Below are 25,396 nucleotides of genomic sequence, written 5' to 3'. Positions count from 1 at the left end.
TGATTTATGATCAAATGGGAAAAGGTAGAAAGCATTTCAATTCCATCTGGCATATCATTCAGGAAGGAGGGAGCAACTCTCATATGTAAGGGAAAGATGGGAGAGGTAAGCAGACTCTTTCTTGATAATTATGTAAGGGTTAATCTTGAGGATGGAAAGATATCAATAGAGAGATCAAAGAATAACAAGTACACACTTGGGATATGTGGAACATGGAGAGCAGAAATCAAAAATATGATTGATGGGGTACAGAAGGGTTTCTCAAAGGTTATGAAGGTTGATTATACTCACTTCCCAATCAGGGTTTCTGTTAAGTCAAACACCTTTGTTGTTGAGAACTTCCTTGGTGAAAGGAGTCCAAGAATGGCTAAAATAGTGGGGAAATCCACCAAGGTAAGCATCAAAGGGGATAGGGTTACAATAACCGGTATAGATAAAAGAGAAATTGGGGAAACATCTGCCAATATTGAAAGGGCAACAAAAATCAAAGGCTTCGATCTTAGGGTTTTTCAGGATGGCATTTTTCCAATTGATGAGGAGGCAGAACAATGAATAATTTAAAACCTGTACTTAGCAGGGAGGAAAAGAGGCTTCTGAAATATAAACTGGAACTTGCAAGAAAAAGAGTTGAATTCAGAAGACAGGAGTGGTTTCGTTACGATAAGTTTGGGGAGGAATGGAGAAAACCCCGTGGTAAGCATTCAAAGATGAGAGAACATCTTTCAAGGAGGCCGCCTGTGGTGGATGCAGGATACAGGGGGCCATCAAAGGTTAGATATCTTCACCCATCCGGTTTCAAGGAGGTTCTTGTTTTCAATCCATCGGACATTGAAAAGTTAAATCGTGAAAAAGAAGCCGCCAGAATATCATCCAAAGTGGGAAAGAAAAAAAGGGAAGAGATAATAAAGAAGGCTGATGAGATTGGGGTAAGAGTACTTAATAGAGGTGCTACAAAATGAGAATAGATACTGCAAAAAGAATAGCAGCAGATGAATTCAAAGCAGGAGTCACAAGGGTTTGGATAGACACAAACAGTTTAAATTCCGTTACTGAGGCTGCTACAAGAGAAGACGTGAGGCAGCTAATAGACACACATGTAATTCAAATTAAGCCAAAAAAGGGGAACTCGAAAGGAAGATACAGACAGAGGCTCAAGCAGATAAAAAAGGGTAGAAGAAGAGGGCCCGGATCCATTAGAGGAACAAAATACGCCAGGTTTCCGAGAAAATCAAGATGGATCAAGACAATAAGGGCTTTGAGAGATGAGCTTAGATTGCTGAAAGAGAGCGGAAAGATAACAGGGGAAACATATAGGAAATATTACAGAATAATAAAGAGCGGAAATATCAAATCAAGATCACAGCTTAGAACCCAGCTTATTCAGAACAATCTGATGGAGGCTGATGTTAAATGAAGACTCCTAAGTTGCTGAGAAGAAAGGCAGAGGGAATCACAGACTATAGAAAACGTCTTGATCTTCTAAAAAGTGAAATGACCAGGCTTGTCATAAGAGAGACAAAAAAAGGCTTCATTATTCAGGGTGTGGATTATGGTGTTGATGGGGACATGGTGCTTACAACAGTGAATTCAACTTCACTTTCAAAGATCACTGGAAAAAAAACAAACAACACCCAGGCTTATTATCTTGCCGGATACCTGTGTGGAAAATTACTTCTATCAAAGGGTGTGGAAGAATCCATTGTGGATATAGGCAGGCAGAGCTTGGTAAGGGGTGGAAGACTGGCTGCAGCTATGAAAGGTGCGGTTGATGCTGGCCTCCTTCTGAACGTTGACGAAGATATATTCCCGGATAAGGAAAGGCTTGATGGTAAGCATCTAAAATCCAGCATAAATATTAAGGAAATGATTAAGAAAATAGATGAGAAGGTGAAGTAAAATGGCAGATGAAATTAACTGGATACCAAAGACCTTGCTTGGAAAGAAGGTTGCATCAGGTGAAATCAAAACAATTGGAGAGGCACTTGCTACAAAGCTGCCTCTGAGAGAATATCAGATAGTTGATTATCTGTTACCTGACATTAAGGATCAGATTATTTACATAGAAAGAGCACAGAGAATGACCGACTCCGGCAGAAGGATGAATTATTCCATCACAGCTGTTGTTGGAAACGAGAATGGCTATGTTGGTCTTGGCAGGGGAAAGGCCAAAGAAGCAGCTCCAGCAATAAGAAAGGCAGTGAACAATGCAAAACTCAACATAATAGAGATAAGAAGGGGTTGCGGATCATGGGAATGTGGTTGCGGCAGGGCACATACCCTTCCATTTCTTGTTACAGGAAGATCTGGGTCCGTAACTGTGCAACTGAAACCTGCTCCGCAGGGAGTAGGCAGAGCCACAGGAGATATAGCAAAGATTATACTGAAAATGGCAGGTATAGAGGATGCCTGGGGTTTTGCAAGAGGTCATACAAAAACAACTGTTAATTATGCACAGGCAACCTTCAATGCACTTGTGAAAACAGCTGAAATAAGAATGAATCCTGCAATCAAGTTAAGTACACCTATATATCAGGGAAGTGTTACAAATGTTGGCAGTAATTAGAGTAAGAGGAAGAACCGGAATTAGGGAAAAGGCAGAAAAAACCCTTGAGCTTTTGGGCACTCACAGGATAAATCACATGGTTCTTATGAATGAGTCCCCACAGGTAAATGGTATGCTTCAGCAGGCAAAGGACTACATAACCTGGGGTGAAATATCCAGAGAAACACTTGAAAAAGTACTTGAGCACAGGGCTCAGATGAAGGGAAGAAAGCCCTTGAATGAGGGAATAATAAAGGAAAGCACAGGTTTTTCTGATTTTAAGTCTCTTGCAGAGGCAATAATTGAAGGAAAAATAAAGTTTAGAGATATTCCTAATATTGTTCCTGTGATAAGATTGCATCCTCCAGTAGGCGGTTACGAATATATAAGAAAACCATACAAGCAGGGAGGAACACTTGGCTACCGGGGTAGCGAGATTAATAATCTGATTGAGAAGATGCTTGGGCCGGAGGTAGTTGAATATGGTAAGAACTAAAACCAAAAAAATGAGAGGCGGACACTACGGTAGAGGTATGAAGGCGGGCAGAGGCAAAGGAAAGAGAGGAGGTTCAGGCATGTCTGGTCTTGGAAAGCACAGATGGGTCTGGATGCTAAAATACGACAGAAATCACTTTGGTGTACACGGTTTCACAAGTCACAAAAAATCAAATATAGACATACCTATAACACTGAGGGAGCTTTCTGAATCATATCCTTCACTGGAATCTGCCGGTTATGTGAAAAAAGAGGGGGAAAATATAATCATAGATCTGGCAGCCGCAGGATATACAAAGTTATTATCCACAGGAGTGTTCAACATAAAGTCTAAAATAATAATACCAAAAACAACCGAAAGATGCATAAATAAGCTTAGCTCTATGGGAGTTACGGTTGAAGTAAATGACAAAGCAAATTCAGAGGAATAAGGCTACAGCAATTCCGGTATTCATAGGATACCTCATTGTTGTTGCAGCTTTCTTTTACCTTGGAAAGCTTCCAACAGGGTTTCTTATAATATCAGCTGTATTGCTGGCCCCAATATTCGGGCTTATTTATCTGGTTGTTAGTTATGCTGGACCAAAGAAATCAAAACTATATGGTCTGGAAAACTTGACTGCCAAACTTCCGGCAGTTAAAAAGGCGAAGGGTCATGTTCCATTTAAATGGAAGATGTTCTGGACTGCCTTGGTGGTCATACTTTATTTTGCACTGACCAATGTATATGTGTTTGGTCTTAACACATCAAAAACAATAGACGTTTTTGCCTCATTCAGGGCAATATTTGCAGGTGCAGAAGGTTCTTTAATGGATCTGGGAATAGGTCCAATAGTTACTGCCAGTATAGTTATGCAGTTGTTTGCTGGTGCAAAGATATTTAACATCGATCTGACAAATTCTGAGGATAAGGCAATATACCAGGGTGTTCAGAAACTGCTTGTAATAATAATGATATTTGTGGAGGCAATTCCACAGGCATTTGGATATCTGGTTCCGGATGCTGGTTTTGTTTCCGCTCTTAACAGTGCAGCCCCTGGTTATGGTAATTTCCTGGCAGACACATTTATTATTTTACAACTATTTTTTGGATCCTATCTCGTATTCCTTATGGACGAACTTGTTAGCAAGTATGGTATAGGATCTGGAATTTCACTTTTCATAGCAGCTGGTGTTTCACAGCAGCTCTTCACAGGGGCCTTCAATTGGATGCCCACAAATACTTCGCTGCCTCTTTCATTGGGGAATCCACCAGCAGGAATAATCCCAAACATATTCTACACAGTGTTTTATGCTCCCGTTTCATACCTTGAAAGTACTGGATTTACAAGACTGCTATTTGCTCCTCCAAACTCAATTATAGCCCTTATTGGAACTGTGATAATATTCTTCATAGTTGCATACTTCCAGAGTAGCAAGGTTGAGCTACCTATTGCCCATGAGAGAGTAAGGGGAGCAAGAGGAAGGTATCCTCTACAATTATTGTACGCATCAAATATACCTGTGATACTTGCAACAGCACTTTTGGCAAACGTTGCAATGTGGACACTTCTTTTCTGGAACAGTCCTGTGCTCAGCAGCATTCCACTTCTTGGACATAATCCCCTGCTGGGATCATATCTTTCACCAACAGCAGCCACTGCTGCGAATATATCTTCAACAACACCAACTGGAGGTCTTGCCTGGTACCTTTATAGTCCAAATGGAATAGCGAACTGGCTCTTCCCAATCTTTCAGCCAGCAGCCTATGAATCAACAGTATTGTTCAATCATTCAGCCCTTCAGGAGGCCATACATGTTATAGTTTTCCTGGGATTTATGATCGGAGCAAGTATACTGTTTGCCAAATTCTGGATTGAAACCACAAATATGGGGCCCTCAGCAGTTGCAAAACAGATAATATCTTCAGGAATGCAGATTCCAGGTTTCAGAAGGGATCCAAAGGTCCTGGAACGTGTTCTTAAAAAATATATCCCTGTTATTACAGTGTTTAGCGGAGCAGTTGTGGGGCTACTAGCGGCTGGTGCAGATCTCATAGGAACCGTAGGTCAGACATCTGGAACAGGTTTGCTTCTGGCAGTCGGTATAATAATACAGTTCTATGAGGCAGTAGGAAGGGAACAGCTAATGGAAATGCACCCATTCATCAGGCAGTTCTTTGCGGAGGGATGATTTGAGAGTGGTTGTGGCAGGTGTGGCCGGAGTAGGAAAAAGCACAGTTCTGGATATAATAAGGAGAAACACATCATATGATGTGATAAACTACGGTACACTGATGTTTGAAATGGCAAGGGATCTCAATCTTGTAGAGAACAGGGATCAACTGAGAAAACTTGATGTTGAGGCTCAGATAAATCTCCAGAAGAAGGCAGCCTCTTCAATAGGTCAGATGTCTGATGTCATAATTGATACGCACATGTCAATAAGATCCAATAGGGGATATTTTCCAGGACTTCCTGAGTGGGTAATAAGGGAACTTAAAGTTTCTGCATTTTATTTAATTGAAGCTGACCCGGAAGAAATTAAGAAGAGGAGAGCGAATGATCCCTCAAGGGTAAGGGATGATGAAACCGTGGAGGAAATAAGGACAGATCAGGAAGTAAATAGATCATTTGCTGTATCCTATTCTATATTTACTGGTGCAACAGTTTCTTTCATAAGAAACGAGAACAACCGGGCAGAGGAAGCTGCCAGAATCATAATAGGGGGTTTAAAAGCATGACGGATAATCAAGTTAGGCCAACATCTCCTCAGAGGCCCATGAGACCACAGAGTCAGATGTCCCGTGAGCAGATGGAGATGCAAAAAAGACTTCTGAAATTCCAAGGTCTATCATTTCTTATACTTATAGGAAGTCTTGTACTAATATACGTTCCAGTTCTTAGGGATGGAGTTGGTGCAGGTTTCCAGGCCTTTCTCTATCCAATAATCGGTTTCGGCTATAAATTTCCGGCACTTACAATCGTGATGGCAGGAGTAATTACAGGTATAGTAACTGGTATCCCAAGATATTTCTTTACTGACTGGGTTAAAATGGGAAAGATGCAGGTAGAATCCATGGCATACTCTGATGCCATAAAAAAAGCATATAGGGAAAACGACAGAGAACTTATAAACAAGCTGAGTAAGATGAGAACGGATGCAATGCTTAAACAGCAGAGTGTCCAGATGAGCAACTATCTTCCAATACTCTTATTCTCTATATTCAGCTTGCTTGTATTTGTCTGGATTTATTACTTCCTTTCGAAACTGTCATTTGATTACATATCATTCCCATGGGCCATAAATGTCAATCTCAATGCGGTGGCTGTTCTTGCCCCTTACTGGCTCTTTTTCTCTTTCATATCCAATCTAATTGTTGGATATGTGGTAACAAATGTGATAAAATCAATTGATTTCACTTACAGGATTAAGAAGATAGAGAAAAAGGCCAGGGAGCAGATGACCCAATGAGGATTACCATAAGCGGCCACATAGGATCCGGAAAATCAACAGTTTCTTCAATTTTATCCAATCTTTTAGGATACAAGGTCTATTCTGGGGGCTACTTTTTCAGGAAACTTGGTGAAGATAAAAACATTTCAATTGAAGATGTAAACAAACTTGCTGAAAATGATCCTAAACTGGATCATGAACTAAATAACATGATAAAAGAATTTATGGAGAAAAACGATTTCATAATAGTTGAAAGTAGGCTCTCAGGTTTCATATCATGGAAATTTTCGATACCAGCCTTCAGGGTATTTCTTGACGCACCCAGGGAGGTCAGAATGGAAAGGGTAAAACAGCGGGATGGTAAGAGTTTCAATCCAGAACTTTTCATTGATAGGGAAGAATCAGAGAACATGAGATACAAAAAATACTTTCAGTTTGACATGGATGATTTATCCATATACGATCTGATTGTTGACACAACCAGCGGAGGTCCGGATCAAATTGCAAAAAAGATCATTGGAAGCATACGTTGAGATGGAAAATGGCTGTTTCATATGCATAGACAAACCAAAAGGCCCAACAAGTCATCAGATAGATTACTGGGTAAGGGAAATAACAGGCATAGAGAAACTGGGCCATGTTGGCACACTTGATCCGCAGGTTTCCGGTGTCCTTGTTATGGCACTTGGAAAGGCTGTGAAGTTGATTGATATTGCACACGAAATGCCAAAAGAATACATTTGTGCAATGAAAATACATAAGGATTCTCAGGAGGATGCGATCAGGGAAGTGTTTTCAAATTTTGTTGGTGATATAATTCAATTGCCTCCCGTGAAGAGTGCCGTATTAAGAAAACCCAGGGTTCGAAAAATCCACTCTCTTGAAATTTTGGAAATATCCGGTAGGGATATACTTTTCCATGTTAAGTGTGAGTCCGGCACGTATATAAGAACACTTTGCGTTGATATTGGATACGAACTGGGAACAAGGGGAAGTATGACAGACCTAAGAAGAATTTCAACGGGGCCTTTCAACGAATCAAAATGCATCACCCTCCAGCAGTTAAGTGATGCAATGGTTCTGGCATCAAATGGTAATACAAGATGTATAAGGGAATTTACAATGCCCGTGGAGTCCCTTTTTACCAGTATGAACAAGGTGGTTGTGAAACAGAGTTCAGTGGGTAACATTTCACACGGCTCAGATATTTTTCCAGGTGGAATTAAGGGATTCATTGGAATGCCCCTAAGGGGGGAGACAGTGGGCATAGTCAGCGAGGAAGGTAAGATTATTGCAACCGGAAAGATGTTGTTCAATTATGATCAAATAATGGATACAAAATGCATAGATATTGAAAACGTTCTTATTGAACCAGTTGAAGCCAAGAAAAAGAAATCTGGTGAAGTTAACAGGGGAAAATTCACAAAGAGTAAGCATCCAGAAAAGAAATTCTCAGAGGTAAAAAGGAAGGACTTTAACAGGAGGAGGGATAATTTTGCAAGAAAAAAATGAATACAAATGGTACGGTAAGAAAATTAATTCCCACTACCTAATATTCAAAAACATTGAGCAAAATTATTTTGAAATTTTCAGTTCTCTTGAAAATAAGGCAGAAATGAATTACGATCTTGAACCAGGGGAAAAACCTGATCTTAGAAATCTGATCATATCTTATGGTCACAGAAAGGTAATGGAATCTCTTTCATGGGATTTTTTCCTCATAAAGGAATTCTCATTTTACAATTTCCTCACGGAGGAAATCAACTCAATATATGAGAGGGCTTCATCCCTGGCATATCCAGAATCCTATGATACAAGCATTGAAAAGGTATTTTCACTTCTTGAAAATTCAAAGGATTATGCAATATCTGAAGTAGGAAGAATATCAAAAAATATTGTGGAAATGAGAAAAATTTTATGGGACGATATGGAAAAAAAGGTCAATGAAAAATTAAAAAATACAGTGAAAATGTGTGGCCCTCTGGTCACACTTGAGCTTTTGAACATATACGGTTCTTTTAAAAAACTGGCTTTTTCAAACGCTTCCTCAATTCAGATGGCAGGCGCAGAAAGATCATTGTTTCTATCAAAGACAAAGAATATACCAAATCCTAAATACGGGGTAATATTCAAATCACCTGTTCTGGGGAAGATTCAGGGAAAAAATAAGGGTAAGGCCGCCAGAAGGCTTTCATATGCAATATCTCTTGCTCTAAAGTTCGATTATGAAGGTAAAGATATGGATCAGATCCTGATTTCAAAATTGATGGAAAAAATAATCAGTCAATGATTCTTGCCTGTCCCACAAGTCTTTCACCTTTAACCTTAACTGGGTATTCACCTGTGAGACAACCAGTGCATAGCTCTTTTCTGCTCATACCGATACTTTTTGCAAGGCCCTCTATGGAGAGATACTTAAGGCTGTCTGCTCCTATATCTCTTGCAATTTCATCCTCAGTTTTTTCTGCCCCTATCAATTCTTTCCTCGTCTTCATGTCTATTCCAAAATAGCATGGTGCTACTATTTTTGGAGAACCAATTCTGACATGGACTTCTTTTGCACCTGCATCCCTGATCAGGGAGATTATCTTCTTCATGGTGGTACCCCTGACTATACTGTCATCAACAAGAATCACTCTCTTTCCATCAACAACAGATTTTATTGGATTCAGCTTTATCTTGACTGCAGTGTGCCTATCCTGAAATTCAGGCATAATAAAAGTTCTCTCTGAATATCTGTTTTTAAAAAGTCCTTCATCATATATTATCTTGCTTTCAAGTGAAAAACCATAGGCTTGAGACCTGCCTGAATCTGGTACAGGAATTACTATATCTCCATCAACAGGGCTTTCTTTTGCCAGCTCTCTGCCCATATTTATTCTTGATCTGTAGACCTCAATCCCATCAATTATACTATCTGGCCTAGCAAAATAAACATATTCAAACATACAGTGTGAAACATTGTTTGTCTTCATGGTAAATAAACTAATAATTTCGTCCTTTTTTATTTCCACCACTTCACCAGGTTCAACATCTCTCAATATCATGGCGTCAAGTGTATCAAGGGCACAGCTCTCGCTTGCCACTATAATTGAATCCTTCGTCTTACCTATTATAAGTGGTTTGAACCCATTCGGATCCCTGATTGCAAACATTCTCTCCTGAATCATAAGAATAGCAGAATAGGAACCTATCATCTTTTCCATTGCATTCCTTATTCCGTTCTTTATCCCAGACTGTTTAATCTCAATTCCAAGCAGGTTCAGCATGACCTCCGTATCTGTTTTTGTTGTAAAGGGAACCCCCTTTTCTTTGAGCATTTCACGCAGTTCATCGTAGTTTGCTATCTCACCGTTGTGAGATATGGCCATATCACCTATCATGGTAGAGATAAGAAAAGGTCCTGCCCCGGTAACATCCTTCAAACCCTGTGTTGAATATCTGTTGTGCCCTATTCCAACATTTCCTGGAAGCGGTTCATTTTCCTCAAGAAATCTAGTGAAACCTTCACTTACCAAGCCCTTTACTTTTACTGCACTTATTCTGTTATTATTAAAAGTTGCAATTCCAGAATTTTCCTGACCCCTATGCTGCAAAGATCTTAAGCCAGTTAAGATAGATGTAAAAACATCACCAGTGCCGTTTATTCCAATAACGGCACAGCTTTCATTTACTTTTAGCCCAGTTGTAATCTCTGAGTCTTGGTGCTGGGAATCCACAGCTTGAGCACCTCTTTTGCCTTATGTGATAAGAATGTCTCCCACATCTTCTGCATCTGATATGGACTTTCTTATTGGACATTTTTCCCATTACGGCTGTTCCATTGCTCATTACTGTTCACCTCCGGGAGAAATAAAAATAACATTATCCCCTCTTACAACAACCATTTCGTGTGTCCCCTTTACCTCTCCATTTATCATCTCAGTGGCATTCCTAAGAACCAGATTCATGTAAACATCATATCCTTCAAGAACGCCTGAATAATTCCTATTCCCTTTTACCTCAACAAGAACATTCTTCTGTATTGAGTGTTTAAGTGAATCCATTGGCTTTTCTCCAGAGTTTATATTGGATCTTTGCATAATGACTCTTACTGAATTTTAACTCAATATTAAAAATTATCTCAATATTACTTTACAGGTTATCTCACTTTTATTTAAAATCTGAGAATATAAAAGTTTGTAAATTTCAGGACATTATCAGAAATGGTTTGAGATTCAAAAATCAAGCATAAGTGTATGATTGTTAACAATTCAGTGAGATGTGCCACATTTTTATGTGAATACGGTATAATGGGATGAAAAATCCGCATATAATTAACAGAATATAATCATTAAACTTTTTTCATAGCCTCTAAGTGATATGGAGAGTATTGAGAAATTAAAGCGTGTTAATTAAGACTTGAAGAAGATCCTTGATAAACATAACAGAAGGATAAAGGAACTAGGGGATTTCTACGGTTATATTGGAAAAAGGCATCACTAAAGAAAATGTAAGATGATGCCAAGTCTTTAAATGTTCATGGCACGGATGATACCGCAGGTCTCTTTATCCTGGATTTAGATTATGACAGCATGAAATGCAGAGGATTTGTTAAAATCTCCTAAAGAGGAAGAAGGAGTAGCAGTTCCGTTTTATCATGGATACAGAAGTTGAATTCACCAATAACATGGTTGGCTGGTCTTTCACATATTCAGAGATATACAGGAGGGGATTAGGTCAATCAGGATCAGAGAGATTTTATGAGTTCTATACAAAGGTATATTCCATACACTACACATCAAAGTTGAGAGGTATAAATTCATGGATTAAACTCCATCTATTATTAAAGGAGGGGCTAAACCTGACTCACAGAATCTAGTAAATCAAACTGAACAGTTACCATGATTGGCTAAATTATTATATGAATAATGTATACGTTGTAAGCCGTTTAAGAAGTAAAGGTGAGGTCGTGAAAATTCCAAAAATAGTTAAAATGTATTGCAATCATTGCAAAACACATACTGATCATGAAGTCGAGAGAGTAAGAAAGAGAAAGGCAAGCGAATTAAGAAAGGGTCAGAGAAGATTCAGAAGAGTGACTTCAGGATATGGAGGTTTCCCAAGACCTAAGTTCGAGGGAAGGGAAAAACCAACCAAGAGGGTAAGTATCAGATTCAGATGTGTGAAGTGCAAAAAGGCCATAACCAGACCAACCCAGAGAGCAAAGAAATTTGAAATTGTGGAGGTGAAATGAGTTTGGTTAAAGAAGGTAAGAAATTAAAATCAATTGGAAACAGATTTGTAAAAATTAAGTGCAATGAATGCGAAAATGAACAGATAACTTATTCAAAAGGGTCTTCAGTGGTAAACTGCAACATATGTGGTTCAGTAATTGCTGAGCCCACAGGGGGCTCCATTAAAATTAAGGGAGAACTATTGGAAAAATATTGATAATTATGCAGGAAGCAGTGAAATTTCCCTCAGAAGGGGATCTTGTTGTTGTCACCATAAGAAAGATTAATCAGTTTAACGCTGAGGCCGATTTGGATGAATATTCTGGGCTAACTGGATTCATAGCTATTTCCGAAGTTGCAAACGGGTGGGTAAAATATATACGAGATTTCCTTAGGGAAAATCAGAAAACAGTCTGCAAGGTTCTATCTGTGGACAAAAAATCAAAAGTGGTTGAACTCTCATACAAAAGGGTAAATGATCATCAGAGAAGAGAAAAGATATCAGAATGGAAAAATGATCAAAAAGCAAGAAAGCTTATGGAAATAGTGGCGGAAAACCTTAAAAAAACTTATGAAGAATGTATGGAAGAATTTGGAAACATGCTTGTCCAGAGATTTGGAACACTCTATTCAGCATTTGAGGAAGCTTCTGCAGAGGGTGACGATTTCCTAAAGGGTACCAGATCAAAATGGAAAAATGTTTTTGTAAAAATAGCAAAACAGAATGTAACATCTCCATATGTAAAGATAGGTGGAATGATGGAGCTCTACTCTCTTGACAGGGATGGTGTAGAAAAGATTAAAAAAGCTCTTACGTCGGCAATTGTGGATGGAATAACCATAACATATGCAGGGGCTCCAAAGTACAGAATTTCTGTTAGGGATACTGAATATAAATCTGCCGAAGAAAAATTAAAAAAAGCGATTTCTTCAATTCAGGAGGAATGCAAAAAGCAATCAATTTATTTCGAATTCAAAAGAGAAGAAATAAAATGAAAAGTTACATCAAATTTTGTAGGTCCTGTAAAAAGTACACAATGAAGGATATCTGTCCTGTATGCAAAAATGAGACAACAAGACCGGACCCACAGAGATTTAGTGAGAATGATAAGTTTCAAAAGTACAGAATTCAGATTATGGAAAGTGATGGATGTGGAAAAAATAATAGTTAAGGAGTATGGTCTCCCGGAAATACGTGGGAAAAACATAATGATCTGTGGTCTCCCTGGAATAGGAAATGTTGGAAAGATTGTTGCAGCCTACATAATTGAAAAGATGGGCATGGTACAGATATGTGACATCTATTCGGAATATTTTCCACCTCAGGTGTTAATTAACAGTGATGGAGTGGCAAATCTAACAAGGAATTCATTTTTCATGAAAAAATTAAGTAAGAACAAGAACCTTATAATATACACAGGGGATTTTCAGGCAAACGATTCAGAGGGCCAATATGAGTTGATTTCAAAGGTTCTTGAAATGGCATTGAAATACCATGTTGATGTCATATACACCATAGGAGGATATGGTATAGGAAAGATTGTGGAAAGCCCTAGGATACTTGGTGCTGTGTCAAATATATCTTTGAAGGAAGGTCTTGAAAAATCAGGAGTTATCTTTTCAACAGGTGAACCGGGCGGTGGAATAATAGGAATGAATGGTCTGATAATTGGAATGTCTGAGCTGATGTATGGCATTCCTTCTGCATGTCTTATGGGTGAAACATCCGGATATTTCCCAGATCCAAAGGCTGCAATTGAGATAATTAAAGTTCTACAAAAAATAGTAGGTTTCAAGGTAGATCTTTCAGATCTTGAGGAGAGAATTAAAAACATTGACAACATAACTCAAAAGATACAGGCAGAGGGCGAGAAACAGCAGCAGGGAAAGGGGGAAGACCTGAACTATTTTCAGTAAAGATCGTATTTTGAACCTCTCCAAGTTATTGTTCTCTTTTTTGAAGCAATTGCAATATTTACACAGTATATGTATGGAAGAATAAACTGTAGGAAGAAATAGACTGCATCTTTGTCCTTAAGTCTTCCAAATGTTCTAATTTCACTCAGGATAAAAGGTATTAGGAAAATAAAAAACAGATGATTGTAAAAAATTCCCAGGAATAGGCCCTCCCAGAAGAGAAATATGAAAGACAGATATATCCCAATACCATAAATTATGTATTTTCTTCTCCTGCTTATCATTAGTGCGGTCTGTCTTACACTCCATTCAGAGAAGACATTGAAATTATCGGGAGAGTTCACTATTGCAACAGCATCAGGGCAATATTCAATATTATAATTTTTCCTTGCGCAGAGTTCTGTAATTGCCATGTCATCGGAAACAGATGATGCAAAATATTCAATGGAATCATTTATGAGTTCCTTCTTAAAAGCCATGGAGCCTCCCCAACAGAACCTTGTGATTTTTGATTCCATCATACTCATGCCAACGAAACCCCAGAGTGTTTTGATCTTTGACCACAGTCCGCTGACTCCCTTGAAATAAGGGAAAGTTGTGCTCGCTCCTATTTTATCATCAGAAAGTGGTCTTATGAGGTTTTTTAGCCATCCCTTCTCTACCTGAACATCAGAATCAACAACAACATAGGCATCATAATCTTTAAAGATTTTCAATGCTGTTGTGATCGCTCTTACCTTTCCTGATCCTTTCTTCAGGTTTCTATCTGTGATTATGTAATTAAGGTTTAATTTTTTTATTAACGGTATTTCACTCTCATTCTCATCGTCAAAAACCACAACAAGTTTAAAGTCAACCTCTCTCTGCTCAATTACGCTTTTTATGTTTTCTTCAATTGAATAATCTGAGCCCTTAATGGGCAAAATAACCAGCACCTTGCCTACAAAATCCCTGTAATTTATCATTTTATTCTTTCTGGGAAAAGAGAGTATGAAATGAAAAATAAAATTAAGAAATGATATTAATATAAAAATCCAGAACAGAATAAGAAAAATTACCAAGTTCACACAAGGCCCAATTCTTCGGTTTCTACCTGTCCGACCCCTTTAATTTTTTTTATTTCCCCCTCAATTCTGTCGTGTTCATTATCCCTGTCTGGAACGATTACCTGTAAATTTACATTCTGCAGACCAAAAGCAAGATCCTTTTTTTCAATTTTGGCAACCTTGCATTTATCCTTTAGATTATTTTTCAGGTTTTCAATCAGATCATCTATATTGTAATCTTCCTCTGGAAGCACTGAGAAAGTTATGACCACCTCTGCCATGAGATCACCTATGGTCCCTGAAATCCACATTTTTCACAGGTATAGGGTGTGGTCTGTTCCCTGCATATTCTACACCTTCCTATTACCTGTTCTCCACACTGAGGGCAGTCAAAAATTGAATATCCCTCCTCAACCAGACCTCTTCCACATGATGTACAGTTGGATGCTGTTCCCATTTTATATCAAACCCATATTGGGCTTTTGTTAATTATTTTTTTCTTAAATTTCATTCTAATGCAGGAAGACCCTGTTACCTGTAAAAACAAGGGAAATATTAAGTTCACGGCACTTTTCTATTACCTCCTTATCTCTTATGGATCCTCCTGGCTCTATGATTGAGCATATACCTACCCTACCTGCTTCCTCCACATTGTCCGGAAATGGTAAATAGGCATCAGATGCCATTACTGAATTTTTAGCATTTTCCCCTGCTCTTCTCACTGCAATCCTTGTAGCCTCTACCCTTGAAGTCTGACCTGCTCCGATTCCAACTGTTACACCATCCTTAGCGAGAACTATTGCATTGCTTCTGCAATGGGCTACAATCTTCCATGCAAACAGAAGGTCCTTCAATTCTCTCTCTTCAACTTTACCATTGACCACATCTATTTTTTCTGGTTTTACAATCATTTTTGACTGTAAAAGATACCCTCCAAAAATTGACTTGACATTACTATTATGATCCTTACCTTTGTATTTTATAACTCTTAAATTTTTCTTTCTTGAAAGCTTAAAAAGTGCCTCAGGAGTAAAATCCTTCGCGATTATTATCTCAACAAACCTTTTATCAATCACAGATTCACAATCCTCATCGAATATCCCATTAACAGCTATGACTGAACCGTAAGCAGACTCCTCATCTGCAAGAATTGCGTATTTCAAAGCATCTGAAAGTTTCTTCTTCACAGCGGCCCCACATGGTGTATTGTGTTTTATCACAACAGCAGCATTCTCATTTTCAAATTCCATTATGGTCTGTATGGCAGAGGATGCATCCATATAGTTATTGTAAGACATTTCCTTGCCCTGTAGTATTTCATATTGTCCACTGTCATCAGATATGAAAATTCCTCTCTGGGAAGGGTTTTCCCCATATCTTAATACCTTTCCATTTTCTGAATTAATTACCAACAGGTCCGGATCATTATCATCCCTGTATGAATTATAAATGACACTATCATAAGCAGAGGTTAATCTAAACGCTTTCTTCATTAGATATTTTTTAGTATTTTGAGAAACATCTCCAAGTTCTTTGATCTCTTTCAATACAGTATGGTAATCATTTACATCGGTAACAACTGCAACATTTTTCCAATTTTTTGCAGCAGCCCTAATCAGGGAGACACCCCCTATGTCTATATGCTCTATCTTCTCCTGTTCAGTACTTTCCTTAAATTTTTCAAATTCATAGAGATTACATATGAGCATGTGAAATGGTACATATCCCATTTTATCAAGCAATTTCAAATCATTTTCATCCCTGTAAAGGAGGCCTGAAAAAATTGAAGGATGAAGTGTTTTAACTCTACCATCAAATATATCCCTGAAACCAGTGAGACTCTCAATTGATATGGATTTAATTCCATTTTCATTTAAATATTTCTGAGTACCTCCTGTGGAATATACATTTACGTCATCCATGCCTTTAATAAACTCTGCCAGTCCATTTTTATTTGTGACGCTTGCAAGAATATTCATATTTTTCTTATCAATCTATGGCATATATTATTTTCAATAACCCACAGTAATATTTTGTTTATTTCAGTAATTTATGGTGGAAGTTAACAAAATATTTTATAAAGATCAAATGTTCTTGGCAGGATAATATGGAAAGAAACATATCTGTAGAACCCATAAAACAGGTTCCAACATTCAAGAGAGCAGTAGAGCTGGTTGAGAGAAAAGGTATTGGTCATCCGGACAGTGTTTCTGATGGAATTGCCGAGGCAGTGAGCAGGGAGCTGAGTAAATACTACCTCAAACACTATGGAAGAATACTGCATCACAACACTGATCAGGTTGAGGTTGTAGGCGGTCAGTCTGCACCAAAGTTTGGTGGAGGAGCAGTACTTGATCCTGTATATATACTTCTTTCAGGCAGGGCAACCACAACTGTTAATGGAGAGAGAATTCCGTGCAAATCAGTTGCAATAAAGGCTGCAAAGGATTATCTTCAGAATAATTTCAAGCATCTGGACCTTGATGCTGATGTTATGATAGATTCAAGAATTGGGCATGGTTCTGTTGATCTCAGAGAAGTATATGACACAAGCAAGTTCAGGGCTAATGATACATCGTTTGGAGTTGGCTTTGCACCATTTACAGATACAGAGAAGCTTGTAAAATCAACAGAAGCATTCATAAACGGTGAGATGAAAAAGAAGCTTCCTGCCATAGGGTACGATATTAAGGTCATGGGATATAGACAGAACGATGTGATAAATCTTACAGTTGCAGCTGCATATGTTGACAAATACGTTAAGGACAGTTCGGAATATTTCTCAATAAAGGAAGAGATGCAGAATCTTCTTGAGGACAATGCGGCCAAGGTATCAGATAAAAATGTTAAGATATTCATAAACACAGCAGATAAGGATGGAGATAAGATAACAAGCCATTATCTCACAGTAACAGGTCTTTCCATGGAAAACGGTGATGATGGATCAGTGGGAAGGGGAAACAGGGTTAATGGTATTATCACCCCATACAAGCCAATGAGCATGGAAGCCGCTGCTGGAAAAAATCCTGTTACACATGTAGGAAAACTTTACAATGTTCTCTCAAACATGATAGCCTCAAAGGTAGTTTCCGAAGAGGGAGGAGATGTTGTTGAAGTATTTGTGAGAATAGTTTCACAGATAGGAAGGAGCATCGACAATCCTCATGTGGCATCTCTTCAGGTAATATATGGAGACAACGTAGACCCGTCAAAACACCAGAAGAACATCGAAGCCATAGCAAATGATAAGCTTGAGCATATATTCGAACTTACAGATGGCTTTGTGAACGGGAAAATTGAAGTATTTTAATTATAAAATCAAAACAATTTTTTATAAGTTAAACATTCTTCTCTATGTACACCATTGACCCTGATGCGAGGGTTGCAGATCTGGTGGGTTTGCTATATACTTTAAATCATGAATTCAACAATCATACAGATCTTTTTAAAATTGAAAAGGAGATGGAAGTTGATATAGATGATCTTATGCCCATAATTTATGCGGCAAGTGAAATGGGATTTATAAAAACTGAGCAGGGTGATATCTGGATAACAGAACATGGTCTGAACTATATCAGATCAAATCCAAAAATAAGAAAACAGATACTAAAATCTGCAATTATAGGCCTTGAACCATTTGTTAGTGCAATTAAATTAAGGAAATTTGACATCGATGAGCTCATGGAAGAGCTTATAAATAATGGTGTTCAGAAATACAACAATCCATACGGGAAACATGGACTTGAAATAACCCTTATAGAGTGGGGCTTTTATTCAGGATTGGTTATTAAAAAGGGTGAAAAGTTCGAAGTTACAATCTGATTATTCGATTAAATATTTTTATGTTTGCACAGATTAAATTAATGTAATAACAGGAATTTACCCTTTATGGAAAATGATGATGAACTTCCAAGAGACAGGGATGAAATTGCAGATGACTACAATGAAAGGGGCATTTCATATTTCAACACAAAAAATTATACTGCAGCCATAAAGGAATTCACCAGGGCAATAAAGATACTCCCAAATGATCCGGATTTTTACTTTAACCGAGGATATGCATATTATTCCCTGAGAATGTATGATGCAGCAATAAAAGACTATCTGAAGGCAATAGAAATTATGCCAGGAACTGCTGATTATCACAATCATCTTGGTGCGGCATATGAGGACAGCGGGAACATAGATCAGGCTATCAGTGAGTTTTCAAAGGCAATAGAACTTGAAAGTGACATACCAGACTTCTTCTACAACAGGGCTAATGCATACTTCAGAAAAAAGGAAAATGAAAAATGTATAAAAGACCTTGATGAGGCCATAAGGCTGAATGATACCAATCAGATCTACAGATACAGGAAAATAGAAATATTAAGAAATCTTGGAAGAGAGGAGGAAGCACTTAAGGAAGCAGATGAAACAATAGATCTGATACCTGAAAATGGAATATTTTATCTTTTGAAATGCGACATACTCACATCACTGGGAAGGAAGGAGGAAGCAAAAAAAGCTCTTGATGAAGCATCAAAGTTCAACATTTCGCCTGAAGATCTTGAAGAGAGAAAAAAGAAGTTAGGGGCGCTTTAAAAAGATGGAAGAATATGAAAAGAGGGATTATCAGGTAAGGACAATTCAAAATATTTATAAAGACCTAAAGGAGGGAAAAAATGTCATACTCTCTTCAGGGACAGGTACAGGCAAAACATACATGGCGCTCTCACCTGCAATAAAATTTGCAAAGGAAGAGGGCAAAAAAATTATTTACCTCACAAGAACCAATTCACAGCAGGAACACATAATAATGGAACTGAGAAAACTAAGATCGAAAATGGAATTTTCTGCTGTGGTGATGCAGGGGAGGGCAAATCTATGCCCACTTTACATGGAGATGACTGATGAAAGGGATTTTGATGTGGAATCACTTTCAAAACTCTGCTCCATCAAAAAAAGGTTGAGCCTGGAAAAAAACCCTGAGGGATGCAGGTACTATAACGGTGAGGTTTTTTCAGACAGTACAGAGCAATATATCCTTCAAAACATACATGATCCTGGGGATATATTTCAGGAGTTCACCGCAAAAGGTGTCTGCCCATACGAATCAATAAAATATGCCATGAGAGATGCTGACATAGTGGTTATGCCCTATGCGTATATGATTAATCATAATCTTGCAATTTCAACACTTTACAAGATGAGGGGTTCAAGGAAAAGTGTACTTATGATAGTAGACGAGGCCCATAACCTTCCGGAAATTGCAAGGGAATCAAACTCCTTTGAAATTACAACTCACATGATCGATCTTGCTGAAAGGGAATCGGTAAACTATGGTGATCCTGAGATAGTTCCTGGTTTTAGAGTCTCAGATTTTATGGAACTTATGAGAAACACAATATCAGACTTCTGGTTCAATGCAGGGGATGGGACAAAAGAGGGAAGAATAATGTTCAGGGATCTGTTTGAGCATCTTGCCATCACAGGAAAGAAGACACCTGATGATATATCCTATTTCGTTGATGCTCTGGAATCAATAGGTATGTCAATCGAGGCAAGGATGGAGGGAAGCAATAAAGTCCCAAGATCAAGGATTCTTTCACTGGCAAAAAAATTAAAATTCATGGAAATGGGGGACGATGAAAGATATATATGTTTACTGACTCGTGATTCCAAAAATGAAAGCATAGAAACATATTGTATGGATACTTCAGTGTCCCTTTCCCATTTTAATCTATCTCAAAGCATGCATCTTTCAGGAACAATAGAACCTGTTGACTTTTATATAAAATTAACCGGCCTTTCCAATTACAGTTATCACAGGGTGGAAAATCCATTCGATAAATCCAATCTTTTGAAACTCTACTGCGATGATGTTAGCACAAAATATGACACTATGAATGATGAGATGATAAGAAAAATTGGAGAAAAACTGAGATTGATGTTGAACTCAAGCAAAAGAAGAAAAATAATTTTCTTTCCATCTTTTTCAATCATGGAAAAGGTTGTTGAGGTGATTGGTAAAGATGGAATTCTTCTAGAAGAGAGAAACATGTCACCCATGAACTTCAGAGATATAATGGAGAGATTTAAAAATGGAGAGGGAACCATGTTTTCAGTTATGGGGGGCAGATCTTCTGAAGGCATAGATCTTCCCGGATCTCTGCTGGAAATTGTTGGAATCGTTGGCATTCCATTCCCAAAACCTGACATAAAAAGAAAATCACTGCTCTCCTACTACGATCACGAATTTTCCAATGGATGGGAGTATGCATTTCTTTATCCTGCAATAATAAAGTTGAGGCAGGCGGCAGGAAGAGCAATAAGAGGTTTAAGGGACAGGGGTGTTGTTGTCATTTTTGATTCAAGAATAGAATCAATACCATTTTTTGATGATTATAAAAAATGCAGTGAAGATTTTTCTGAGATAAAAAGTTTTTTTGGAGATTAAGAAAAGTTGATAATAATCAGATTCATTAACATAAGTTATGTCTGATTTTAAAATTCAACCTCTGCCTAAAAGTATGGCAAACTGCTATATTGTGAAAAGGGGTGATGAAACTCTTCTCATAGATGCGGGAACGGAAAAGACTGGCTTAAGGATATCTCAGTATGTTAAGAATAACAATATCAGTGTGGATTATGTGCTATTAACTCATTATCATCCGGATCATGTTGGTGGTTTGAAGAATTTGGACTTAAAGGATACAGTCATCTATGGTCCAGATGGAGAATTAAATGTAATTAATGGAAAGGAGCCCATGAAACCTGGCAAATCATTCATATCAAAATTGATTGCTTCAAGGTTCAGTGGTGTTCAGAACGTGAAATTAGAACCAATTTCCAATATGAAGTTGAGCTGGATTAGGTCTGAGAAAACTCCGGGACATACCCCAGACAGCAGAATTTTTGTTATTGATGAAGAAAAAGTAATATTTTCTGGTGACAGCGCTGTGGAGAAAGGAGGAAAACTCTCTGTATCAAAGGCCTTCAGTATGGATTATGATCTTGCGCAAAAATCTCTCAGGGAAATATTGGGTCATAGTGGATATACAGTATACCCGGGACACGGAAAAACAGTTAAAATAGGGTGATCTCACTGAAATTTTTCTGGAAAAAAACCAACAAAAATGAAAAAAATAATGGCAAATCACATGATTTTGAGGTAATAGTTAGTGAAAATCTGAAAATACGGCTTTTTGATCCTTATGACCTGGAGAGGGTTGCTGAGATCTCAAAAAAATCTCTTTCTGAACATTATGCAGACAATCTTTTCATTGAGATTTACCAATCATGGCCGGAGGCTTTTCTCATAGGGGAATGGAATGGTGAGATAGTTGCCTTCATGACAGGAAGAAGAATGACAAGAACAGACGCAAGAATTTTGATGTTTGCAGTGGATGAAAAATTCAGGAGCCATGGAATAGGAACAATATTGATTAACAGATTCATTGATGTTTGTAGAAGTGAAATGATTATTACGGTGAGGCTGGAGGTTAGGACCGATAATGTTAGGGGTATAAAATTTTATCAGAAAAACGGTTTTGAAGTAACATCCATTCTAAGAAATTATTATAGCGACGGTTCAGACGCTTATATTATGTCCAGACAGATTATATGACATGATTTCCATCTTTGTATTTACAGAGGCGTTCAAAGTCAGTTCACTTTCAATATCAAGGACCGTACCAGCACTGTATATTGTGGCATCTCCTTTATTTTTAATAGTTCCCTCACCGGATATGAATCTAATCACACTGTTTTTCATATATTCAAGCTTTAATCTGCTTCCACCACTGATGTAATATTCAGAAATTGATACATCTTGATTCTGGAAGACCTTTCTAACATATCCGAAATCCTTATCCTCTCTTCCTGCATATTTCTTCCTGACCTGTTCCAGATCTTTTTCACTATCAATACCTGCCCAGAAACTGTTTTCCCTGTATGCTCCTATCATCTTTCTTCCTGCAAGTTCAGGAAAAACAGTTGTTTCAAGGTCCTTGCCATTATATTCCTCCATAAAGAAGCTTTTTGCTGAATTTTTAATGTAATATAAGCCTGAATTTATGTAATGATCAAGCTCAGGTTTTTCCATGAATGATTGAATCTGATCTCCGAGAAGATCAACTATACCATAGGGGCTTCTCATTTTAGTTACCATCATCACAACAGCATATGGGGAGTTTTCAGAATATTTTTTGAATTGCTTGAAATTTATATCCGTGACCGTGTCTCCGTTTCTTACAACAGCATCCTCTTCACCTATATTGCTGAAAAGATTTCTCAGGGAAAAAAGAGTGCCCATGGGTTTTTCTTCCCTCAGATAGTGAAAATTAATGCCATCCTTGTTCTCTCCAAATCTCTCTTCGATTTTTTCTCCAAGGTATCCTGACAATATGTAAACATCATGAATGCCCATAACTCTGAAATCATGTATCTGTCTATCCATTATTGTATAATTGTCCTTGATTTCCACCAGAGCCTTTGGAACCTGGTCAGTTATGGGCTTAAGCCTTTTTCCATACCCTCCAGCCAGAATTGCACCTATTACCATAATATCAATACCCATAATGATTATAAGTGAATAAGTCTTATTTTTTACTATCTCAACATCTTGGACATGTAAGGTCCATAATTTTCGTAACCAAGTTTTCTGAAATATTCCCTAACACCAATACCGCTTATCACTGATATTCTCTGGTATCCGAATTCATCAAGAACTATTCTTTCTGCCTCCCTTAGCATTTTTTTTCCAATACCTTTGTGTTGAATACCATTATCAGTGTGTGAACCCAGTGGAACAACATCTCCAAGTACCTTTATCTCTCTTATCATTCCACAGGATCTGGAATACTCGTACCATCCATTATCGTCTATCATCCTTAGCCTTAAATACGAAGCAATCTCTTCATCCTCTGTCTCAAAGGATATAAAAATCTCTCTGGAGCCGGATGCTCTGTAATCTATTCTTTTCATTTCAAGTTTCTTGGAATAGTCTCCGGTAAAACCTATCTCCCTTGATCTTATCTCTTTTGTTTTAACACCTAGTTTTTTTAGATTTTCATCAACCAGATTTCTTATATCGCTTCTTTTTACTCCTGCATCAATGAATTTTGCCGGTATATCTCTCTGTATTCTCTGTACCCTTATCCATGGTGGCATCTCCATCATAAATTTTGTAATCATATCCAGTGCATCTTCATTATTCATTTCCCTGTATTCTCCGTTTTTCCACATGTTGTAAAGTTTTGTTCCCTTTACTACCAGGGTGGGATAAATCTTCAACATATCAGGTTTAAAATTTTCGTCATTCACAATATCCCTGAAACTTTTCAGGTCGTCATCCCTTGATGCACCATACATGCCGGGCATTATGTGATAAACTATCTTTAAGCCAGCATCTTTTGATAGTTTTGTGGATTCCACGATCTCTCTCACTCCATGCCCCCTGAAATTTTTTTTAAGAACCTCCTCATTTATTATCTGGACCCCGAGCTCAACCTTAGTTGTCCCATAATTGAGGCTTTCTCTTATGTTATTTTCCATGAACCAGTCGGGCTTTGTCTCTACAGTCAGGCCTATACACCTTCTCTTTGCTGTTTCGTTTACCTTCATGGCTTCTTCAAGACTATTGGAAACCATGCCGTTCATACCATCAAGGCATCCTTTTACGAAATATCTCTGATATTCAAGAGGTCTTGCAGTAAAAGTTCCCCCCATAATGATCAGATCAACCTTGCTTGTATCATGCCCTATCATCTCAAGCTGTTTCAATCTGTTAAATGTGATCTCAAATGGGTCATATCGGTTCATTCTTCCCCTTAGGGCAGACGGTTCATAGCCAGTGTATGCCTGGGGTGAATTGTTCTCAACACCACCTGGACAGAAAATACACCTTCCGTGGGGGCAGATTTCAGGAGAGGTCATTGCAGCCACCACAGCAACACCTGAAATTGTCCTTGTTGGTTTTAAAGTCAAAATATTCCTTAGATTGTTGTCCATTAATCCTGAATTTAGTATCTCTGAATTTGAAGGAATTCTATCTAAATTCAATTGTTTTGCAATTTTTAATTTCTCCTTCTGAAGAGTATCTCTATCCCTGATTTCTCCCGTTTCTATCCTTCTTTTTATTTCTTCAATAAAGTTAATCATCTGTCACTAGGGGATTTGTTTAAAATTCTTAATTTTAATCATTAAAACATAAATTTTTCTTTAACATTATGAAAATACTGCTCATCATTATATATTATGTGTTTCAATATCCTATTATGGAGATCAAGGAGATTGAAATAAGGAAAGACAGTGAAACAAATGTTATTCTTGGGCACTCACATTTTATCAAAACTGTTGAAGATCTAGATGAAATAATAAAGACACATATTCCAAGGGCAAGATATTCTATTTCCTTCTCAGAGGCATCAGGTCCCAGGCTGATCAGGTACGAGGGTAATGATCCTGAGCTTGTAAACTTGTCCATTGAAAATATAAAAAACATTGGGGCAGGCCACACATTCCTGATAATGTTGAAGGATGCCTTTCCAATATCCATTTTAAATCAGATAAAAATGTGCCAGGAGGTAACAAGAATATATGCAGCTACTGCAAATCCTCTCACGGTGATCGTTTATACAGGATCACAGGGAAACGGAATCGTTGGTGTTATAGATGGGGCATCACCTCTTGCAGTAGAAGATGAAAAGGGTAAGCGTGAAAGATACGATCTGCTTAGAAAGATTGGATATAAAAGATAATTT

General features: G+C 37.9%; 35 protein-coding genes. 26 read left to right on the top strand and 9 right to left on the bottom strand.

What is annotated here, in order from left to right; all coding sequences use genetic code 11:
* Positions 1 to 6: 6 nt before the first annotated feature.
* From ACNF4Z_RS02275 to ACNF4Z_RS02215, 13 genes are read left to right on the top strand one after another with little or no spacing between them, the layout of a single operon-like run.
* The gene (locus ACNF4Z_RS02275) at positions 7 to 552 is read left to right on the top strand and encodes a 50S ribosomal protein L6 (protein ID WP_458327618.1); all 546 of its coding nucleotides are present in this window, start codon (positions 7 to 9) and stop codon (positions 550 to 552) included.
* Complete coding sequence (locus ACNF4Z_RS02270) at positions 549 to 959, top strand: 50S ribosomal protein L32e (RefSeq protein ID WP_458327617.1); 411 nt, start codon at positions 549 to 551, stop codon at positions 957 to 959. Before ACNF4Z_RS02275 ends, ACNF4Z_RS02270 begins: the two co-directional genes overlap by 4 nt.
* The gene (locus ACNF4Z_RS02265; protein WP_458327616.1) at positions 956 to 1,414 is read left to right on the top strand and encodes a 50S ribosomal protein L19e; all 459 of its coding nucleotides are present in this window, start codon (positions 956 to 958) and stop codon (positions 1,412 to 1,414) included. The genes ACNF4Z_RS02270 and ACNF4Z_RS02265 overlap by 4 nt, the downstream gene beginning before the upstream one ends.
* Entirely contained in the window at positions 1,411 to 1,896 is a 486-nt protein-coding gene (locus ACNF4Z_RS02260; RefSeq protein ID WP_458327615.1) for a 50S ribosomal protein L18, read from the top strand. Before ACNF4Z_RS02265 ends, ACNF4Z_RS02260 begins: the two co-directional genes overlap by 4 nt.
* A gap of 1 nt (position 1,897) precedes the next feature.
* Positions 1,898 to 2,563, top strand: a complete 666-nt coding sequence (locus tag ACNF4Z_RS02255; RefSeq protein ID WP_458327614.1) for a 30S ribosomal protein S5 — start codon at positions 1,898 to 1,900, stop codon at positions 2,561 to 2,563.
* Positions 2,547 to 3,038, top strand: coding sequence for a 50S ribosomal protein L30 (locus ACNF4Z_RS02250; RefSeq protein ID WP_458327613.1), 492 nt, complete (start codon positions 2,547 to 2,549; stop codon positions 3,036 to 3,038). The genes ACNF4Z_RS02255 and ACNF4Z_RS02250 overlap by 17 nt, the downstream gene beginning before the upstream one ends.
* On the top strand, positions 3,025 to 3,468 hold the full coding sequence (locus tag ACNF4Z_RS02245) for a 50S ribosomal protein L15 (protein ID WP_458327612.1): 444 nt from the start codon (positions 3,025 to 3,027) through the stop codon (positions 3,466 to 3,468). Before ACNF4Z_RS02250 ends, ACNF4Z_RS02245 begins: the two co-directional genes overlap by 14 nt.
* Positions 3,443 to 5,209, top strand: a complete 1,767-nt coding sequence (secY, locus tag ACNF4Z_RS02240; protein WP_458327611.1) for a preprotein translocase subunit SecY — start codon at positions 3,443 to 3,445, stop codon at positions 5,207 to 5,209. The genes ACNF4Z_RS02245 and secY overlap by 26 nt, the downstream gene beginning before the upstream one ends.
* A 7-nt stretch (positions 5,210 to 5,216) precedes the next feature.
* Positions 5,217 to 5,759, top strand: a complete 543-nt coding sequence (locus ACNF4Z_RS02235; RefSeq protein WP_458327660.1) for an adenylate kinase — start codon at positions 5,217 to 5,219, stop codon at positions 5,757 to 5,759.
* A complete protein-coding gene (locus tag ACNF4Z_RS02230; protein WP_458327610.1) occupies positions 5,756 to 6,490 on the top strand; it encodes a DUF106 domain-containing protein in 735 nt (244 codons plus the stop codon). The genes ACNF4Z_RS02235 and ACNF4Z_RS02230 overlap by 4 nt, the downstream gene beginning before the upstream one ends.
* Positions 6,487 to 7,005, top strand: a complete 519-nt coding sequence (gene cmk / locus ACNF4Z_RS02225; protein ID WP_458327609.1) for a (d)CMP kinase — start codon at positions 6,487 to 6,489, stop codon at positions 7,003 to 7,005. The genes ACNF4Z_RS02230 and cmk overlap by 4 nt, the downstream gene beginning before the upstream one ends.
* Positions 6,974 to 7,984 (top strand): RNA-guided pseudouridylation complex pseudouridine synthase subunit Cbf5, encoded by a 1,011-nt coding sequence (locus ACNF4Z_RS02220; RefSeq protein WP_458327608.1) that lies wholly within the window; start codon positions 6,974 to 6,976, stop codon positions 7,982 to 7,984. Before cmk ends, ACNF4Z_RS02220 begins: the two co-directional genes overlap by 32 nt.
* Entirely contained in the window at positions 7,968 to 8,762 is a 795-nt protein-coding gene (locus ACNF4Z_RS02215) for a hypothetical protein (RefSeq protein ID WP_458327607.1), read from the top strand. The genes ACNF4Z_RS02220 and ACNF4Z_RS02215 overlap by 17 nt, the downstream gene beginning before the upstream one ends.
* Here the strand turns inward: ACNF4Z_RS02215 and purF are convergent.
* Genes purF through ACNF4Z_RS02200 form a run of 3 tightly spaced genes read right to left on the bottom strand, consistent with a single transcriptional unit; the run spans position 8,752 to position 10,554 of the window.
* On the bottom strand, positions 8,752 to 10,191 hold the full coding sequence (gene purF, locus ACNF4Z_RS02210; protein WP_458327606.1) for an amidophosphoribosyltransferase: 1,440 nt from the start codon (positions 10,189 to 10,191) through the stop codon (positions 8,752 to 8,754). The genes ACNF4Z_RS02215 and purF overlap by 11 nt on opposite strands.
* Positions 10,139 to 10,303 carry a 50S ribosomal protein L37e gene (locus ACNF4Z_RS02205; protein WP_458327605.1) on the bottom strand — a complete coding sequence of 55 codons (165 nt, stop codon included), beginning with the start codon at positions 10,301 to 10,303 and terminating at the stop codon, positions 10,139 to 10,141. Before ACNF4Z_RS02205 ends, purF begins: the two co-directional genes overlap by 53 nt.
* Positions 10,303 to 10,554 carry an LSM domain-containing protein gene (locus tag ACNF4Z_RS02200; RefSeq protein ID WP_458327604.1) on the bottom strand — a complete coding sequence of 84 codons (252 nt, stop codon included), beginning with the start codon at positions 10,552 to 10,554 and terminating at the stop codon, positions 10,303 to 10,305. Before ACNF4Z_RS02200 ends, ACNF4Z_RS02205 begins: the two co-directional genes overlap by 1 nt.
* Before the next feature lie 557 nt (positions 10,555 to 11,111).
* Between ACNF4Z_RS02200 and ACNF4Z_RS02195 the strand changes: the two genes are divergently transcribed.
* From ACNF4Z_RS02195 to ACNF4Z_RS02170, 6 genes are all read left to right on the top strand, one after another.
* Positions 11,112 to 11,333, top strand: a complete 222-nt coding sequence (locus ACNF4Z_RS02195; protein ID WP_458327603.1) for a hypothetical protein — start codon at positions 11,112 to 11,114, stop codon at positions 11,331 to 11,333.
* Between the two features lie 90 nt (positions 11,334 to 11,423).
* Positions 11,424 to 11,708: a 50S ribosomal protein L44e gene (locus ACNF4Z_RS02190; RefSeq protein WP_458327602.1), complete on the top strand. Its 285-nt coding sequence runs from the start codon at positions 11,424 to 11,426 to the stop codon at positions 11,706 to 11,708.
* Positions 11,709 to 11,710: 2 nt separating this feature from the next.
* Entirely contained in the window at positions 11,711 to 11,905 is a 195-nt protein-coding gene (locus tag ACNF4Z_RS02185; protein ID WP_458327601.1) for a 30S ribosomal protein S27e, read from the top strand.
* A gap of 5 nt (positions 11,906 to 11,910) precedes the next feature.
* On the top strand, positions 11,911 to 12,684 hold the full coding sequence (locus ACNF4Z_RS02180) for a translation initiation factor IF-2 subunit alpha (protein WP_458327600.1): 774 nt from the start codon (positions 11,911 to 11,913) through the stop codon (positions 12,682 to 12,684).
* Entirely contained in the window at positions 12,681 to 12,860 is a 180-nt protein-coding gene (locus ACNF4Z_RS02175; RefSeq protein ID WP_458327599.1) for a nucleolar RNA-binding Nop10p family protein, read from the top strand. The genes ACNF4Z_RS02180 and ACNF4Z_RS02175 overlap by 4 nt, the downstream gene beginning before the upstream one ends.
* A complete protein-coding gene (locus ACNF4Z_RS02170) occupies positions 12,841 to 13,605 on the top strand; it encodes a proteasome assembly chaperone family protein (protein ID WP_458327598.1) in 765 nt (254 codons plus the stop codon). The genes ACNF4Z_RS02175 and ACNF4Z_RS02170 overlap by 20 nt, the downstream gene beginning before the upstream one ends.
* Here ACNF4Z_RS02170 and ACNF4Z_RS02165 read toward each other — a convergent pair.
* The 4 genes from ACNF4Z_RS02165 to purH all read right to left on the bottom strand — a co-directional run bounded on the left by ACNF4Z_RS02165 (position 13,599) and on the right by purH (position 16,630).
* Positions 13,599 to 14,570, bottom strand: a complete 972-nt coding sequence (locus ACNF4Z_RS02165) for a glycosyltransferase (RefSeq protein WP_458327597.1) — start codon at positions 14,568 to 14,570, stop codon at positions 13,599 to 13,601. The two genes, ACNF4Z_RS02170 and ACNF4Z_RS02165, sit on opposite strands and share 7 nt — an antisense overlap.
* Before the next feature lie 98 nt (positions 14,571 to 14,668).
* Positions 14,669 to 14,932, bottom strand: a complete 264-nt coding sequence (locus ACNF4Z_RS02160; protein ID WP_458327596.1) for an elongation factor 1-beta — start codon at positions 14,930 to 14,932, stop codon at positions 14,669 to 14,671.
* Between the two features lie 8 nt (positions 14,933 to 14,940).
* Positions 14,941 to 15,108: a zinc finger domain-containing protein gene (locus ACNF4Z_RS02155; RefSeq protein ID WP_458327595.1), complete on the bottom strand. Its 168-nt coding sequence runs from the start codon at positions 15,106 to 15,108 to the stop codon at positions 14,941 to 14,943.
* A 55-nt stretch (positions 15,109 to 15,163) separates the two neighbouring features.
* Complete coding sequence (gene purH / locus ACNF4Z_RS02150; RefSeq protein ID WP_458327594.1) at positions 15,164 to 16,630, bottom strand: bifunctional phosphoribosylaminoimidazolecarboxamide formyltransferase/IMP cyclohydrolase; 1,467 nt, start codon at positions 16,628 to 16,630, stop codon at positions 15,164 to 15,166.
* Positions 16,631 to 16,758: 128 nt separating this feature from the next.
* Here purH and ACNF4Z_RS02145 point away from each other — a divergent pair, with 128 nt between their 5' ends.
* From ACNF4Z_RS02145 to rimI, 6 genes are all read left to right on the top strand, one after another.
* A complete protein-coding gene (locus ACNF4Z_RS02145) occupies positions 16,759 to 17,961 on the top strand; it encodes a methionine adenosyltransferase (RefSeq protein WP_458327593.1) in 1,203 nt (400 codons plus the stop codon).
* 44 nt (positions 17,962 to 18,005) lie between these two features.
* Positions 18,006 to 18,473 carry an AAA-associated domain-containing protein gene (locus ACNF4Z_RS02140; protein WP_458327592.1) on the top strand — a complete coding sequence of 156 codons (468 nt, stop codon included), beginning with the start codon at positions 18,006 to 18,008 and terminating at the stop codon, positions 18,471 to 18,473.
* A gap of 66 nt (positions 18,474 to 18,539) precedes the next feature.
* A complete protein-coding gene (locus ACNF4Z_RS02135) occupies positions 18,540 to 19,235 on the top strand; it encodes a tetratricopeptide repeat protein (protein ID WP_458327591.1) in 696 nt (231 codons plus the stop codon).
* Between the two features lie 4 nt (positions 19,236 to 19,239).
* Positions 19,240 to 21,090 (top strand): ATP-dependent DNA helicase, encoded by a 1,851-nt coding sequence (locus ACNF4Z_RS02130; protein WP_458327590.1) that lies wholly within the window; start codon positions 19,240 to 19,242, stop codon positions 21,088 to 21,090.
* A 73-nt stretch (positions 21,091 to 21,163) separates the two neighbouring features.
* On the top strand, positions 21,164 to 21,733 hold the full coding sequence (locus ACNF4Z_RS02125) for an MBL fold metallo-hydrolase (RefSeq protein ID WP_458327589.1): 570 nt from the start codon (positions 21,164 to 21,166) through the stop codon (positions 21,731 to 21,733).
* Positions 21,730 to 22,260, top strand: a complete 531-nt coding sequence (gene rimI / locus ACNF4Z_RS02120; protein ID WP_458327588.1) for a ribosomal protein S18-alanine N-acetyltransferase — start codon at positions 21,730 to 21,732, stop codon at positions 22,258 to 22,260. Before ACNF4Z_RS02125 ends, rimI begins: the two co-directional genes overlap by 4 nt.
* Here rimI and ACNF4Z_RS02115 read toward each other — a convergent pair.
* Positions 22,225 to 23,211, bottom strand: a complete 987-nt coding sequence (locus ACNF4Z_RS02115; protein ID WP_458327587.1) for a nucleotidyltransferase family protein — start codon at positions 23,209 to 23,211, stop codon at positions 22,225 to 22,227. The two genes, rimI and ACNF4Z_RS02115, sit on opposite strands and share 36 nt — an antisense overlap.
* A 32-nt stretch (positions 23,212 to 23,243) precedes the next feature.
* On the bottom strand, positions 23,244 to 24,794 hold the full coding sequence (locus ACNF4Z_RS02110; protein WP_458327586.1) for a tRNA uridine(34) 5-carboxymethylaminomethyl modification radical SAM/GNAT enzyme Elp3: 1,551 nt from the start codon (positions 24,792 to 24,794) through the stop codon (positions 23,244 to 23,246).
* 116 nt (positions 24,795 to 24,910) lie between these two features.
* Here ACNF4Z_RS02110 and ACNF4Z_RS02105 point away from each other — a divergent pair, with 116 nt between their 5' ends.
* Entirely contained in the window at positions 24,911 to 25,393 is a 483-nt protein-coding gene (locus ACNF4Z_RS02105; RefSeq protein WP_458327585.1) for an adenosine-specific kinase, read from the top strand.
* The last annotated feature ends 3 nt before the right edge of the window (positions 25,394 to 25,396 follow it).

The sequence above is a fragment of the Caldiplasma sukawensis genome, assembly GCF_052315375.1.
Lineage (GTDB): Archaea > Thermoplasmatota > Thermoplasmata > Thermoplasmatales > Thermoplasmataceae > Cuniculiplasma.
The sequence above is the reverse complement of the archived record's forward strand: the minus strand, read 5'-3'. Positions and strand labels throughout refer to the sequence as shown.